Source organism: Ruegeria sp. SCSIO 43209, assembly GCF_019904295.1.
Taxonomy (GTDB): Bacteria; Pseudomonadota; Alphaproteobacteria; order Rhodobacterales; family Rhodobacteraceae; genus Ruegeria.
In genome coordinates this window covers 277,180-290,800 of record NZ_CP065362.1, presented here as the reverse complement: position 1 = coordinate 290,800, position 13,621 = coordinate 277,180, and the positions used below count along the sequence as shown (strand labels likewise).

The window sequence follows — 13,621 nt, the reverse complement described above, 5'->3', positions numbered from 1 at the left end:
CCAGCGAAAGAGTTTTAGCTATATTGGAAAGATGACATTGCGCGGGATTATTGCGCGTTCGCCTTGTCTTCCAGGAACCTCTTGAAGATTTCCACGCCTTTGGCGTTGCCCTCGGATGCGGCTGCAACCTGCGGCCACACTTCGGCAATGGATTTCTCGCGCATACGAGCAACTTCTTCATCGCTCAGCTCGATTACTTCACCACCGGCATCGCGCAGGATTTGAAGCGCTTCTTCGACACCTTCCGCATGCATGCGGCTGGTTTCGAAATAGGTTTCTTCAAAAACTCCGTTGATCTTTTCGCGCTGCCAGTCGGTCAGGGCGTTCCAGCTCTGCAGGTTGATGAAGATCTCCTGGTGCTGAGCAGGGTTCCAGCCGGGCATGATCGCATAGTCGATAACTTCCTGGAACGACATGTCATCGATGCCGCCTGTATCCCAGTAGGTGCCTTCGATGGTGCCCAGTTTGATTGCGGTGTAAATCTCACCACCGTTCATCGAGACCGGCGCGCCGCCCATGGTCGAGTGGAAGATGGCCTGGGGTCCACCGGCGCGCATCTTGCGGCCTTCCAGATCTTCCAGTTTTTCGACACGGAACTTGGTGAACATTGCGTTCGGTCCCTGGTTGGTCCAGCCTGCCCACTGCAGGTTCCGCGCGTTGGCGGCCTCTTGCACGATGTCCCCAACGCGGTAGTCGGGGTTGCCCCACATCACTTCCCACGCTTCTTCGGTGTTGTCGGCGCCCATGGCCATGCCAAACGCCAGCATGCCTTCGGGCATGTCGCCACCATAGACTGAACCCCAGCCCGCGTAGCCATCGGTCAGACCAGCCGCCGCTGCGCCAAAGGCCTCTGCACCGCTGACCAGCGCCCCTGCGGGCTCAACACGGATTTTGACCGTGCCTTCAGTCGCTTTTTCAACTGCTTCAACCCAAGGGATCAGGCCATTGTCCCAGCCGGCATCGGTCTGGTCAAATGCGGGCTGGAAGGTCCACTCGGTTACTTCATCCGGCGGCCCATCTTGTGCGACGGCAATGCTTGCGGTCACGGCTATGGCGCCTGCCCACATGGTTGTGTGCACAAACCTGTTTGGTTTCATGATAATTCCTCCTCGTTAGTGGATCAGTCTATTTTCGTTTGTATTTGCAGGCGCCCAGAACAGCGTGTCTAACTGCGCCCGAAGATCGTTTGCAGATCGCGGAGCAAGTGTTTCAGGACCACCAAGAGAACCATTGCACCGCTGAGTGGGATCGCAAATTTGATCGGATAAATCGGGATCGGAATGGATGTCGGGGTCTTCTGATTAAGCATCAGAGACAGCGATGCGGCTTCGTAACCCTTCCAGATCAATGCGACCAGAAACAGGATTGCAATCGGTGCCGTCAGGACATCCAAAATCGCTTTTGACCGCTTGCTGGCGTTTGCATAAAACAGGTCGAGTTTGACGAAACTGTCATGCTGCAACGCATAGACGCCGCCGGTGCAGGCCAACAACACCATCGCAGCTTGCAATGTGGTGCCGATCCACTGGGAGGGCGCGTTCAGTACATAGCGCATGAATACGTCCGACACGCCAAACGCCATGCAATACAAGATGAGAAACCAGCCGATGCGGCCCATGACTTCTGAGATTGCGCTTGTCAGCTTTTCCAGACCGCGCATCAGCATGCCAACCTCGTTGTGTTTTTCATGGATCTGGTTCTCCCTCAAAAAATCTGTGCGCTGAATTGATGTACCGGACCCTTCGCGTCGGGGTTCGGACGGACATCAGAGAAACGTCTGCTGAATCGCTGTTCACAGAGTCGACGCATATCCCACTCCTGCAAAACCATGCGAACGGTCTCCCTCCCTAGTCGCATCGAACGGCCCGGGTGATCCCTAATTTCGACATGGAACTTCCCGGATCGCTACAGCAAACGCGAAGGAGTTCGACTGAGAAAGATACAGTTGTTTGTAATAATGGGTACAGATTTCATCGCGCCAAGTGACTGTTCGATGCCGCGATTCAGTCCCGCGCGTTAAGATGTTACAAGTTCAACAATGGCAGCGCAGGTTGCTTAAGCACATCTCTGGTCTGTATAAGTACTTTAAAAACATAGCGTTGGCTGAAGTCTCTTTTTTGAGTTATCATCAACCCGCTTTTAGTAAGAGCGCTATTGCTTTCAGTATTGCCAGTACAGAATTGGGGAATTTGGCGTCGTTTCCACTTTGCATGGAGCACTTGAAAACATGGATACAGTTTGCAAATCGCGTCGCAGAATTTGCGACTAGAGCCTGACAGGACATGACACAACGGTTGAGCATCGACAAAACTCAGTCCAGCGGTTTGCGAGATCAGATCGTCTCGCAGATTTCACGACTCATTTTTGAAGGTTTGATGCCGTCTGGACTAAAGCTTGCCTCATGTCGGGGGTTGGCGCGGGATCTCGATGTTTCGATCAATACGGTCGTCGCGGCTTATCGAAAGCTTGAAGAAGAGCAACTGATCGAGGCCCGGCCCCGCTCGGGTTATTATGTCTGCTCTGACGTGGGGATTCGCACGGACGGTGATGCGATTGGGCGAACCAGCACCAGACAGCGCACATCGATTGGCCAGAAACTGAACAAACTGCGCCGCACCGAAGAAATCGAAACCATCCAGCGCCCGAATGACTGGTACAAGTACGACTATCCGTTTGTGTGCAACCAAATCGATGATGGCGCATTCCCGGTTGCGGATTGGCGCGAATGCACTCGGTTGGCCATGAATCGAAAGCACCTGAAAATCTGGTCAGCGGACGGGCTGTACGAGGATTGCTTTGAACTTATCGAGCAGGTCCGGCAGCGCATCCTGCCCCGTCGCGGTATTTTTGAACCCAGCGACTCAATCCTGATCACATTGGGTTCGCAAAACGGGTTGTTTATCACCAGCCTGTTGTTCGGCGGGCGCGATAAAACTGCGGTTATGGAGGATCCGGGATATCCGGATGCACGCAAGATCCTTCAGGCAAATTTTGGGAATGTAAGGTTTCAACCCATTGATAGCGAGGGTTTGATCGTCGATGAACTTCTGCGCGAGGCTGACCTGGTATTCGTAACCCCCAATCGCCAGCACCCAACCACCGTTACGATGTCCGAGCGCCGCCGCAAGGCCTTGCTGCAGGCCGCTGAAGAGTATGATTTTTACATAGTCGAAGACGATTACGAATGCGATGTGGATTACCGGCATTCTACTTTGCTGCCGCTGCGCAGTCTGGATGACACGGATCGACTGATCTATTTGGGCAGCCTTTCCAAAGGTCTTTCACCAGGTTTGCGCCTGGGGTACCTGGCGGCTGCGCCAGAATTTATTGACGCCGCGCGCGATTGCCGGGGCATGATGATGCGCCATCCGCCGATGATCCTTCAGCACACTGCTGCAGCGTTTATCAACTTGGGGTACTATGATGGCTTGTTGCGCAGGGTTCGCCAGAATTATGAGCTGCGCTGGCATCTGGCTGATACGACGATCCGTGAAAAGCTACCCCATTTCCTGAAAACGGGCGAATTTGGCGGAACGGTTTTTGTGCTTTCTGATCCCGAGGCCCGGTTGGATGCCATGACGATATGTCAAGCCGCCCTAAAACGCGGTGTTATTGTGGAGCCGATCGGGCCCTGTTTTTCAAATAAAACCGCAGGGAGATACCACTTTCGTCTTGGCGTCTCGTCAATCCAACCCGGTTCTATCCGAAAAGGGATTGAGCTGTTGTCCGAAGTGATTTCAGACCTACGCGCAACAAACTCGTAATGTACCAGGGCGGGAGGCAAACCAATAGTCCGCAAGCTTAAAAAGATTGATCGATGGTTCAATCTCCGACAGCTGAGTTTTCCCCCCACAGCATACGTGACACCAGGCTGGCTAGAAGGCTCAGGACGTACCAAGTCAGCAGAAAGCCGACGCATTCCAGGGCGAATGACCCCCATTTGTAGAATAGGTCAGCAATAACAAAGGCGATAAGTAGCCAGGGGGCTTCCTGCCGCAAGAATGACTTTACGCCTTGTGATTTAATCGCTCTGTGCATGATGTATATCCCTGAATTATAAATGGTTATAATGTTTTAGACGATAACGGGCGGATGGCGACGTGGTGCGTCATAGCGCTGCTGTGCGAACCAGGTCATGGTTGGTTCGATGTCAGTTTGGGTGTTCCCGCCCTGCAGCGTGTACCCGGCTGCCAGCCAGGTGAAGCCATCATCGGCAACCTCGGCACAGTTGGTGTAGTCGCCCCATTTTCCCAGACCCGGAGTGTCTGTGCCACGTCGAGCGAGGGCCAGCCGCCAAGTCAGATCGATATCGTCGTATGAGCCAACAACATGGCTCGGATGCAAATTCCCACCACCCGCAAAGACCGAAAGCCCTACATCACCAACCCGGTTTACAGCTGTTGAGGGGTAGGCGAACGCGATCTGACTGTTCCAGATATCTGGTTCGTCAATCAATGACATGGTTGCTTCGTCAATGCGGACGGTCCTGACGAAAGGGAGTGGCCTGTTGGTCTGACGATTAGCTGTCCACATAAAGCCCAGAACGCCGCGTCCCAGCCAACCAGCCATAATGCGTGGATCAGTGCGCGACATCCAGTCGCCACCGGTGGTCAGCGCGGAATAATTGCCTGCGGACCAAGGCGTGACATCGATGTCGAATTCATCTACGTCCGAGGCGTTCTCGGCCCATCTGAATACGCGGATCTGCGAGTTCGTGTTGTGGCTGGCAAAGTACATCGCGCCGCGTGCGCCTTGTACGCAGCGCAGAGAGAAGTTGTCTTCTGTTTCGAATATGTCGAATGATAGCGTTGCCGCGGTCGCCAGTTCGTCCAGTGAAATCCGCAGAATGACCGAGCGGGTAAACTGGTTAGCCCCGGCCGAGAACACATTGGTGCCTGCATACATATAGTTTTCGGACAACGAAACGTGATTATAGTCGAACCACTCATTGTTCCACGCGGGATCAAGCCCGGCGGGGGTGAAATCCCAAATGTTCCATGTGTCGTTCCCCAAGGTGCGCCCTTGTTTGACCGCAACCCGCAGTGTGTTGGTGCCCCCCTGTTCGATATATTGAAGCAGCCAGATAAGCAGATCCCGGCTTGGGTCGTAAATCGTGGTCTGGTCACAGCAAAACCCCCCGTCAACAGGTGGGAACAACGTGAAAGGACTCATGTGAGACCAGCTTTGGCCGCCGTCCAGTGACCGACTTGCATACCAGTTGCCAGTGGCCAGAATCTGGCCTCCATTGCTGGAAACTGTCGGCTCGCCCACAGTAGAGGTTTGGCCGTTAGTATCGAAATCCGTAAGGTTTATTGTGTTGAAAATCCTTGGCTGATGGGTCGAGGGCATAGCAGCCTCCGTAATCTATTCATGTCAAAAAAATGTGCTTAATTGATTAGTAATCCAGTTCCGTCGGATCAGCGTCATTGCCGGATTGATCCGAATTATCTTCTTCCAAAGCAGGCCCGCCCTTTTTGCGAGTTTTTGAGACGCGCTCATCGCGTTCGCTCAGCATTTGCGGGGTCATGAGGCCTGACGCCCCGGCCCGTTCGCTCAGGGCGGAATGGGCCGATGGTTGTGGTCTCACCTCAAGTGTGCCCTTTCGGGTCGTTCGCTTTCCACGTGCTTGATTTGCCATTCAACTCTCCTATCCGTTCGTCAAGAAACGCATCCGAATTCGCAGGTCGTCGGATGGTGTTGAATGCACTATACATAGCAGATTTGCCCCGACTCTTCAATTGAGCCGGCTCGATGCGGGTCTCGCTCTGCTTGAATTCGCGCGCGTTAAAGCGGCACCATCCGCGATAAGCGCCCCGATAGCGGGAACAGGCAAGCCTGCAATGAATGATAGATATCCGGTTTGCCGTCAAAGATGGATGTCACGATGTCACCGGATTCATCCACCGCAGGGAACCAGCCGCCATGTTGGTGATCCACGAACGTTTCATTCGCAAAGGTCCAGAGATTTCTGTACCAAATTTCATCCTCTTGCCTTTTATCCAGTGCGATCAGGGTTCCAACCGCACCAATGGCTTCAGCTACTGGCCACCAGAACCGCGACGCATTTGCGACCCGACCCCCGAAATCCAGCGTATATGCCATGCCGCCGCCGGCCAGCCATGCATCCTTGAGGGCCTGCTCAATCAATCGTCGCGATGACTCGGGCGCGCCCGAGTTTGGTCGGCCTGATAAATCCCAATGCTGCAGCTGAAGTCGCCCAAGCTCGAACGAATGGCCCGGGGTCGTGCCTGCGGGACGGAACATCGGGTCACCGGCATAGCCCCGGTCAATCTGCCAATCTGAGGTGAAATGCTCGGGCAAGCGCCAGTTTTCAGCAGGTGCGATCCGGCCGATAAAGAAATCCAGAATACGACCGGCGCGCGTAAGATAGATTTCGTCGCCTGTCGCCTCAAAAGCTGCAAGCAGTGCCTCAACTCCGTGCATATTCGCGTTCATTCCGCGATATGTGGAAAACGGAGTCCAATCGCGGTTCCACTCGTCACAGTACAACCCGGCCTCATCATCCCAGAAATGGGTGTCCAAAACATCTCGGACTTCGGTCAGCAGTTTGTCAGCTTCCGGGTGCCCTATCTGTTTTGCGCTTGAGGCAGCGAGCAGAACAAAGACATGCCCGTAGGCAAGTTTGCGATCATCCTTGATGTTGTCGCCATCCAAAGCCCAAAGGTAACCGGTGTGATCCCGGTCTTTGTGGTGGCTGTTGAGGTAGGCCATACCGTGATCGATGATCCGCTCTGCGCCTTGAAATCCAATCAGATGCCCCAGAGCGTAAGAATGCACTAGGCGTGTAGTCGTGTGCAGTTCCTGCAATGTGTTTGGCAGCGGGCTGCCATCATGGTCGAGGATGAAAAATCCTGGCTCGGTCCGACAACTTGCGCTGAAAAACGCCAACTGTCGCATAGCCTGATCTTTCAACCACGTGCGGTGTTCAGATGTATCAAGCCAAAAGCCCGGTTCGGAATGCGGGCCGGGTGGCAGAGGCAAGGTGTTGTCCATATTCTTCATCTCGCTTGAGGGACCATTCGGAATCGAACGAAAAAGCGCTGCAAAGCGCCAGTCGCCAATGAACCAAACACCGCGCACGAAGGCAATCGGCAAACCCGCACCGGACTGTCAGGGGTTGCCGTTCAGCCGTCGCAGTTGGCGGAAAACTCTTGGTAACTGCTTCAGGTTAATAGGTTAATCCCGGCCAGAATTACCACGGCGATGAACAACGTCTCCACTATGATGAGGGCGATTGCGGCTGCACCGACCGACAGGATCTGTTTAAGGTTTGTCTTCATCCCCACAGCTGCGATCGCAACAAGCAACAACCATCGAGAGCATTGGCTTAGAAATTCTGAAATCGCTGGCGGGATCAATCCGAATGAGGATGCCGCAGCGAGAACCAGGAATCCTAACACGAATCCCGGCAACAGCGGTGGACGTTTCCCGTCTTCGTCCATTTCAGCAAAGCCACGAATAATCAGTGAAGCGACCAAAACCACCGGTGCCAGCATCGCCACGCGGAACAATTTTACCAGCGTCGCCGTATCTCCGGTTTGCTCCGAGATCGAAAATCCCGCGCCGACAACCTGAGCCACATCATGGATGGTGCCACCCAGAAACACACCGCCCGCAATCTCGTTCATCCCCAATGTGCGTACGAGGATCGGATAGGCGATCATGGCGATGGTGGACAAAACGGTCACGCCCATGACCGTAAAAATCAGACGCTCTTCCGAGCGTTCGTCCTTGGGCAGGATTGCACTGATCGCCATTGCCGCCGATGCACCGCAAATTGCGACCGAACCGGCGGTCAGAAAGGCAAAGCGCCATTTGTGGCCAAAAAAACGAGCTACGGACAGGCCAAAACCTATGGTCAACAGCACTCCGACGATCACAAGGGCAATCAGGTCCCAGCCCAGACCCAGCATCAGGGTCATCGACACGCGCACACCCAGCAAGGCCACGCCAAGGCGCAGAAGTGTGCGTGCGGCGAATCCGATCCCCTCAACGGTTTTTCCTTCTTCGCCCAGAAAGCTGACCGCAATCCCCAAAAGAAGGGCAAGCAGCATGGCCGGGGTAGCATAATGCTCGGACAGGAACTTGGCGGCGACGGCAACGGTTACGGCAATCATGACGCCGGGAAAGAGCGCGCGAACACGCTCCTTGCTCCGCTCGGTGAGGGATAGGGCTGAGGGATCGGCGGACGCCATAACGGATGGTCCTTTGTTTTTAATGAATGGGTCGCGGGCCTGCGCGATAAAGCAGGCGGGCTGCCGAGTTTAGGGTTCGCGCGCCTGCAGGATGGTCACCGCGATGATCTGCGTCACATCTTCTGCGCTGCATCCGCGCGATAGATCATTGGCCGGTTTGGCGAGCCCCTGCAAAACCGGACCGATCGCCAGATAACCGCCCAGCCGTTGAGTCATCTTGTACCCGATATTTCCGGCATCCAGATTTGGGAAAATCTTGACGTTCGACTGACCCGCGACCGAGGACCCGGGGGATTTTCGCTCACCAATCGACGGCACGAAGGCGGCATCAAATTGCAGCTCTCCATCCACATTCAACTCTGGGTGTTTCGCCCGCAGAATTTCTGTCGCGTTGACGACTTTGTCCACCGCTGGGTGTTGGGCGCTGCCTTTTGTTGAGAAACTCAACATCGCGATCTTTGGCTCTTCCTGCAGCAATGCCCGCGCGGAAACCGCTGAAGCAGCTGCAATGTTTGCCAGTTCTTCGGAGGTCGGATCGATCACCAAGCCGCAGTCAGAATAGAGCATGGCGCGCGCGCCCTCAGCGGCGGCCTCGGGTGGGTACATCAGAAAGAACGAGGATACCATACCAGCATCGGGCTTCATTCCAATAACCTGGATGGCAGTTCTGACCACATCGCCCGTGGTATGGACCGCGCCGCCCACGGTCCCGGTTGCGTGGCCCAGCCGTACCAGCATCGCTGCATAGACCAGCGGAGTTTCTGCGGCCTTGCGTGCCTTGGCTTCATCGACACCTTTGTGTTTGCGCAGAGAATGATACTCGGCCGCAAAAGCGTCAGTCAGTTCCGAATGCGCAGGATCATGGATGGCAATACCGTCCCCGGTTGAGCCACCCTCTGCCGCGAGCGCCGCTTTAACGTCGGCCTCAGGTCCAACGAGAATAATATTGGCCAGACCAGCCTTATGGGCGGCTAATCCTCCGGCAACAATGCGGGGATCGGTGCCTTCGCTCAGCGCTACAATTGGGCGGGTTTCCGAGGCACTGGCCGCCAACAGCTCGATCGGTGTTTTCGTCATGCGTCTCGGTTCCTGAACTGTTGTTAATCGGCGTCGGAACAGGTGCCTTGAGGTTAACGATGATCGTTTTGGCGCTGTTCTGATTTCGTTTCTTGATTGCTTGGTTCTGGTTCACCGTCAAGCTGTTGCCGATAGGTCCAGAATCGCCATCTGGCTATAGGCGGCGGCTACTCTGGACTTACTGTTCACTTGATCAGAACCTTGGCGGGTTTAGTCCGGCCTGAAACCAGTTGATGAAAGTAACAATAGAAAACACTGGCAAACCAGTCGCCTGCTGTATGTCCGCCGCGTAAGGGCACATGTTTGTACATTCCAGTACAATTGCACCAAGGTCGGGATTGCCCGCTTGCAGCGCAAGCGCTGCTTCGACATTGTCGTCGCGGGCTTTGTCCACATCAAGCGTCAATGCGTTTTCGAGAATAGCGGTTGTGAATTCGCTGCCGCCTTCGGTGGTGCCAATTGGAGTTCCGTCGGGGACCTGTGCCTTTCGCAGGTGCTCATCCGTAAGTGTTGAGGCGGAGATGGTTAGAATGCCGGCGCGCTTTCCTGCAGGAAGGATACGGTTCACCATATCGACCTGCATCATCGAGGACGTCGCGACCGGAACAGGAACCGCCTCGGCCAGTTCATCCTGAAACAGCGAAAGAAAGCCGCAATTGGTGGTGATCCCGTCTACTCCGTCTTTGACAAGTTCCCGTGCGGCATCGATGAACGCTCCAAGCATTCCTTCAGCACCTTGTCGGACCACAAGATCAGGCGAGGCGTTGCGCACGATGCGATAGAGCACGGGAAACGGCCATGTCCGAGCGTTGCCCATATCACCGGGAATACGTGGAAACTGTGCGTCCAACATCAGGATGCCGACAGATGCGCCGTATATGGATTTTCCGCCCTGCGCGATCATGACTGCGCCTCCTGAATGATGCGGGTCGAGATATCGTCCGACCCTTCCATATAGATGCTTGATATCCCATGGCGCACCGCGTCCTGCACCTGATCCATCCGCTTGTTGATATGGGTGCCCAAAGCCTGCGCGGCCTCATCAGCGTCGCGATTCATCAAGGCCTGCATGACGCGCTTATGTTCGTCTTTTGAGCGTTGGACCCGGTCCAGACTCATGGAAATCCATCGGATATAGCGAATGCGCTCATTAATCCGCATCAGAGTTTGCAGCAATTCCATGTTGCCAGACAGCCGGGCGATGCCCAGATGAAACGCTTCATCTCGCGTGACGGCCTCTTCAACGGTAAGCCCCGTGATATCGATACCCGTCGCATAAAGTTCGTCGTGAAGCGCCTGCAGTTGTTCTGTGGTGGCCTTGGTGCACGCTGCGCGGACGGCGGCGGTTTCGATGATTTGGCGCAGCTCGAACAGGTCAAAAATGCTTTGGGCATCCAATGGGCGGCAAAAGAAACCCTGTCCCGGGCGGAAGTCGAACAAACGTTCGGCGACCAGCCGGTTCAGTGCTTCGCGCAAAGGGGTGCGGCTGACGCCCAGCTCCTTCGACAGGGCGACCTCGTTCAAACGATCGCCGGGACGCAGGCGGAATGAAACCGCCATGGCCTTCACCTGATCGTAGATATCATCAACGCGTGGACCTGCCATTGGTACTGCCTTTTGGTCATTGCCCCACAGGTGCCACAGGCCAGTCTTGAAATCAATATACAAAACTGTATACAGGTCTGTGTGCAGATTAGATTGAGGGAGTCGCCGACCATGACAGGAACGAATTACCTGACCGGAGCCGAGGCAATGGTCCGTATGCTTGAGGCGCATGGCGTGAAGCACATGTTCGGCCTATGTGGTGATACAACCTTGCCATTCTATGATGCGCTATCTCGGATGGATCACGGTATTCAGCACATTCTGACGCGGGATGAACGTCATGCGGCCTACATGGCGGATGGTTATGCAAGGGTGACAGGTAAGCCGGGTGTCTGCGAAGGCCCGTCTGGAGGCGGGGCGACCTATATTCTACCTGGCGTGGTCGAAGCCAACGAAAGCTCGGTTCCTATTCTTGCGATCACCTCGGATGTGGCGACAACCAGCCGGGGAAAGTACCCGCTGACCGAATTGGACCAACCCGCGCTGTTCAAGCCGCTGGCCAAGTGGAATGCGTCGCTGGATGATGCCAGGCGATTGCCGGCCATGGTTCGTGCGGCATTCCGTGCAATGACCACCGGTACACCTGGGGCCACACATCTTGCCTTGCCCTTCGATACTCAGAAAGCGCCGGTGGACGAGGCAGAGATCTGGGCGGATGCAAGACATCGCAGCTATCCGGCGGAACGTGCAGGCCCCGACATGGATGCGGTCGAGGCGGCAGCAGAGATACTTTCAAAGTCTAAATCCGCCGTAGCCGTTTGTGGCGGTGGACCCGTTCTATCAGGGGCAAGCGACGCACTGCGCCGGGTTGCGGGACTGTTGGATATGCCTGTCGCCACGACCGTGTCGGGGCAGGGCTCGATTGCCGAGACAGACTCGCTCGCGCTTGGTGTTGTCGGATCGAATGGCGGGGTGCCTGCCACCCGCGCTGTGGTAGATGCGGCGGATGTCGTTCTGTTCATCGGATGTCGTGCAGGATCCGTCACGACCGAGCGCTGGAGAAGCCCTGCGCGCGATGCCACCATCATTCATATCGACAGTGACCCGATGGTGATCGGAGCCAACTATCCGACCGAAGTCGCTATTTGTGCCGACGCGCGTCTTGCGCTGGAAGCATTGGCGGACGCACTGGCGGCACGCCAAGACCTGCCCAGGCTGGGCGGTGCGGCCAAATCAAACGCGGCATGGGCGGCCAAATTGGCTACGTTTGCCCCGCATGCAGCCAGCCGAGAAACGCCGATCCGGCCTGAGGCTGTCATGGCTTCGCTAATGGACATCCTGGATGACGATGCAATTGTTGTCGCTGATCCCGGCACGCCGTGCCCCTATTTCAGCGCGCACTACCGTTGGCGGACACCTGGGCGGCATTTCATCACCAACCGGGCGCATGGGGCGCTGGGATATTCCTTGGGTGCTGCAATGGGTGCGCATATTGGACGGCCTTCGGTCAAGACCTTGTCGGTGATGGGTGACGGCTCATTCGGCTTTACCTGTGGTGAGTTCGAAACCATGGTGCGGCACAACATGCCGATCACCTCAATTGTATTCTCGAACTCGGTCTTTGGCTGGATCAAGGCCGGACAGGACGCAGGGTTTGGGCAGAGATACTACAATGTTGATTTCAACCGCACCGACCACGCCGCTGTTGCAAGCGCCTTTGGTGTGAAATCATGGACTGTCAAAGATCCCGAAGACCTGTCCAAAGTTCTGAAACAGGCTATCGAGCATGATGGCCCGACATTGGTCGACATTCACTCACAACCGCTTCACGAGGCCGCTGCACCGGTTTCGGAATGGGTGGCATAAGAGGCGATCGAAGGGGTTAGCTGAGCCAGAAAATCTTGTGCAATCGTTGATAGGGGTCGCCCTTTCGCGGTGATAATGGCCAGATCAAGCATCACAGCCGGTCGGAAGGGGCGGGTTTGATACCCGCTCTCGTCGTCAAAGGTGACAGTGAAGGGATCGATCATCGCGACCCCCATGCCCTGCTTGACGAAACTTAGCAGGTTTTCTGACAGATGGGTGTGAATCTGGGTCCGCCAGTTGCGCCCTGCTGATTGGAAGATGTCCCGAGTTCGTCGGTGGGTTTGATGCTCTGGCCCCATCACGATGAATGGTTCGTTTTCTAGAATTTCAGGTGTGAGTACATCATAATCTGCCAAAGGGCTGGTTTCCGGAAAGGTCGCCAGCGTTTCGAACTCAAAGACCTGATAGTTCAGTGTGTCATGCAGAATGGGCATCTCGACAATGCCGATCTCAAACAGGCCAGAGATTACCCATTCTTGAATCTTCGAGGAATACTGCGACTGAAAACTCACCGACAGGTTCGGGCGGCTTTCTGCGAAGCGAGCGATCTCACGCGGCATGAAGCCGAAGGATAGCAGATGTGGTGCGGCGATCTGCAATTGACCCGGATGCTTGTTCTGCAGATCCGTGACCGCCTGCGCTACGTGATCCAGCCCCCGAACAACCGTATCAACCTCGCGGTATAGAAGTTCAGCTTCTGGCGTAGGCAGCAACCGGCCTTTGTTGCGTTCAAACAGCGGCAAACGCGCTTCGCGCTCTAGCTGTGCCAACAGATTGCTGATCCCGGGCTGTGAAATCCCAAGCACCGAGGCCGCACCCGTGACAGTGCCGGTTTCCATGATGGCGTGAAAAGCCTGTAGCTGACGAAATCGCAGGGACATCGCTATAGTATCATTTTTCCTGATGACCTCTAGATA

General features: G+C 55.4%; 13 protein-coding genes. 2 read left to right on the top strand and 11 right to left on the bottom strand.

Annotated features, from left to right (window positions below):
* Positions 1-47 precede the first annotated feature (47 nt).
* Both I5192_RS20755 and I5192_RS20750 read right to left on the bottom strand, forming a co-directional pair.
* Complete coding sequence (locus tag I5192_RS20755) at positions 48-1,097, bottom strand: TRAP transporter substrate-binding protein (protein WP_170393770.1); 1,050 nt, start codon at positions 1,095-1,097, stop codon at positions 48-50.
* Positions 1,098-1,165: 68 nt separating this feature from the next.
* Positions 1,166-1,666, bottom strand: coding sequence for a TRAP transporter small permease subunit (locus I5192_RS20750; protein WP_170393772.1), 501 nt, complete (start codon positions 1,664-1,666; stop codon positions 1,166-1,168).
* Between the two features lie 628 nt (positions 1,667-2,294).
* Between I5192_RS20750 and I5192_RS20745 the strand changes: the two genes are divergently transcribed.
* Entirely contained in the window at positions 2,295-3,764 is a 1,470-nt protein-coding gene (locus tag I5192_RS20745) for a PLP-dependent aminotransferase family protein (protein ID WP_255612214.1), read from the top strand.
* Positions 3,765-3,822: 58 nt separating this feature from the next.
* On the opposite strand, the gene I5192_RS20740 is transcribed toward I5192_RS20745, so the two are convergent.
* From I5192_RS20740 to I5192_RS20705, 8 genes are all read right to left on the bottom strand, one after another.
* The gene (locus I5192_RS20740; RefSeq protein ID WP_170422521.1) at positions 3,823-4,038 is read right to left on the bottom strand and encodes a hypothetical protein; all 216 of its coding nucleotides are present in this window, start codon (positions 4,036-4,038) and stop codon (positions 3,823-3,825) included.
* A gap of 36 nt (positions 4,039-4,074) precedes the next feature.
* Entirely contained in the window at positions 4,075-5,172 is a 1,098-nt protein-coding gene (locus tag I5192_RS20735; protein ID WP_255612213.1) for a hypothetical protein, read from the bottom strand.
* 223 nt (positions 5,173-5,395) lie between these two features.
* Positions 5,396-5,638 (bottom strand): hypothetical protein, encoded by a 243-nt coding sequence (locus I5192_RS20730; RefSeq protein ID WP_170393778.1) that lies wholly within the window; start codon positions 5,636-5,638, stop codon positions 5,396-5,398.
* A gap of 146 nt (positions 5,639-5,784) precedes the next feature.
* On the bottom strand, positions 5,785-7,014 hold the full coding sequence (locus I5192_RS20725; protein WP_223118669.1) for an AGE family epimerase/isomerase: 1,230 nt from the start codon (positions 7,012-7,014) through the stop codon (positions 5,785-5,787).
* A gap of 170 nt (positions 7,015-7,184) precedes the next feature.
* Positions 7,185-8,216: a YeiH family protein gene (locus I5192_RS20720; RefSeq protein ID WP_170646806.1), complete on the bottom strand. Its 1,032-nt coding sequence runs from the start codon at positions 8,214-8,216 to the stop codon at positions 7,185-7,187.
* A 69-nt stretch (positions 8,217-8,285) separates the two neighbouring features.
* Positions 8,286-9,293 (bottom strand): phosphate acetyltransferase, encoded by a 1,008-nt coding sequence (gene pta, locus I5192_RS20715; protein WP_223118450.1) that lies wholly within the window; start codon positions 9,291-9,293, stop codon positions 8,286-8,288.
* Positions 9,294-9,486: 193 nt separating this feature from the next.
* Positions 9,487-10,197, bottom strand: a complete 711-nt coding sequence (locus tag I5192_RS20710; protein WP_170509055.1) for an aspartate/glutamate racemase family protein — start codon at positions 10,195-10,197, stop codon at positions 9,487-9,489.
* On the bottom strand, positions 10,194-10,898 hold the full coding sequence (locus I5192_RS20705) for a GntR family transcriptional regulator (RefSeq protein WP_170562158.1): 705 nt from the start codon (positions 10,896-10,898) through the stop codon (positions 10,194-10,196). The genes I5192_RS20710 and I5192_RS20705 overlap by 4 nt, the downstream gene beginning before the upstream one ends.
* Before the next feature lie 111 nt (positions 10,899-11,009).
* On the opposite strand from I5192_RS20705, the gene I5192_RS20700 reads away from it, so the two are divergent.
* The gene (locus I5192_RS20700; protein WP_223118449.1) at positions 11,010-12,704 is read left to right on the top strand and encodes a thiamine pyrophosphate-binding protein; all 1,695 of its coding nucleotides are present in this window, start codon (positions 11,010-11,012) and stop codon (positions 12,702-12,704) included.
* Here I5192_RS20700 and I5192_RS20695 read toward each other — a convergent pair.
* On the bottom strand, positions 12,665-13,585 hold the full coding sequence (locus tag I5192_RS20695; protein ID WP_170406952.1) for a LysR family transcriptional regulator: 921 nt from the start codon (positions 13,583-13,585) through the stop codon (positions 12,665-12,667). The genes I5192_RS20700 and I5192_RS20695 overlap by 40 nt on opposite strands.
* Positions 13,586-13,621: the final 36 nt, after the last annotated feature.

Excerpts from the sequence above, each read along its gene's own strand:
- I5192_RS20755 (WP_170393770.1), bottom strand. The coding sequence starts at position 1,097 with ATGAAACCAAACAGGTTTGTGCACACAACCATGTGGGCAGGCGCCATA.
- I5192_RS20750 (WP_170393772.1), bottom strand. The coding sequence starts at position 1,666 with ATGCTGATGCGCGGTCTGGAAAAGCTGACAAGCGCAATCTCAGAAGTC.
- I5192_RS20740 (WP_170422521.1), bottom strand. The coding sequence starts at position 4,038 with ATGCACAGAGCGATTAAATCACAAGGCGTAAAGTCATTCTTGCGGCAG.
- I5192_RS20735 (WP_255612213.1), bottom strand. The coding sequence starts at position 5,172 with ATGAGTCCTTTCACGTTGTTCCCACCTGTTGACGGGGGGTTTTGCTGT.
- I5192_RS20730 (WP_170393778.1), bottom strand. The coding sequence starts at position 5,638 with ATGGCAAATCAAGCACGTGGAAAGCGAACGACCCGAAAGGGCACACTT.
- I5192_RS20725 (WP_223118669.1), bottom strand. The coding sequence starts at position 7,014 with ATGGACAACACCTTGCCTCTGCCACCCGGCCCGCATTCCGAACCGGGC.
- I5192_RS20720 (WP_170646806.1), bottom strand. The coding sequence starts at position 8,216 with ATGGCGTCCGCCGATCCCTCAGCCCTATCCCTCACCGAGCGGAGCAAG.
- pta (WP_223118450.1), bottom strand. The coding sequence starts at position 9,293 with ATGACGAAAACACCGATCGAGCTGTTGGCGGCCAGTGCCTCGGAAACC.
- I5192_RS20710 (WP_170509055.1), bottom strand. The coding sequence starts at position 10,197 with ATGATCGCGCAGGGCGGAAAATCCATATACGGCGCATCTGTCGGCATC.
- I5192_RS20705 (WP_170562158.1), bottom strand. The coding sequence starts at position 10,898 with ATGGCAGGTCCACGCGTTGATGATATCTACGATCAGGTGAAGGCCATG.
- I5192_RS20700 (WP_223118449.1), top strand. The coding sequence starts at position 11,010 with ATGACAGGAACGAATTACCTGACCGGAGCCGAGGCAATGGTCCGTATG.
- I5192_RS20695 (WP_170406952.1), bottom strand. The coding sequence starts at position 13,585 with ATGTCCCTGCGATTTCGTCAGCTACAGGCTTTTCACGCCATCATGGAA.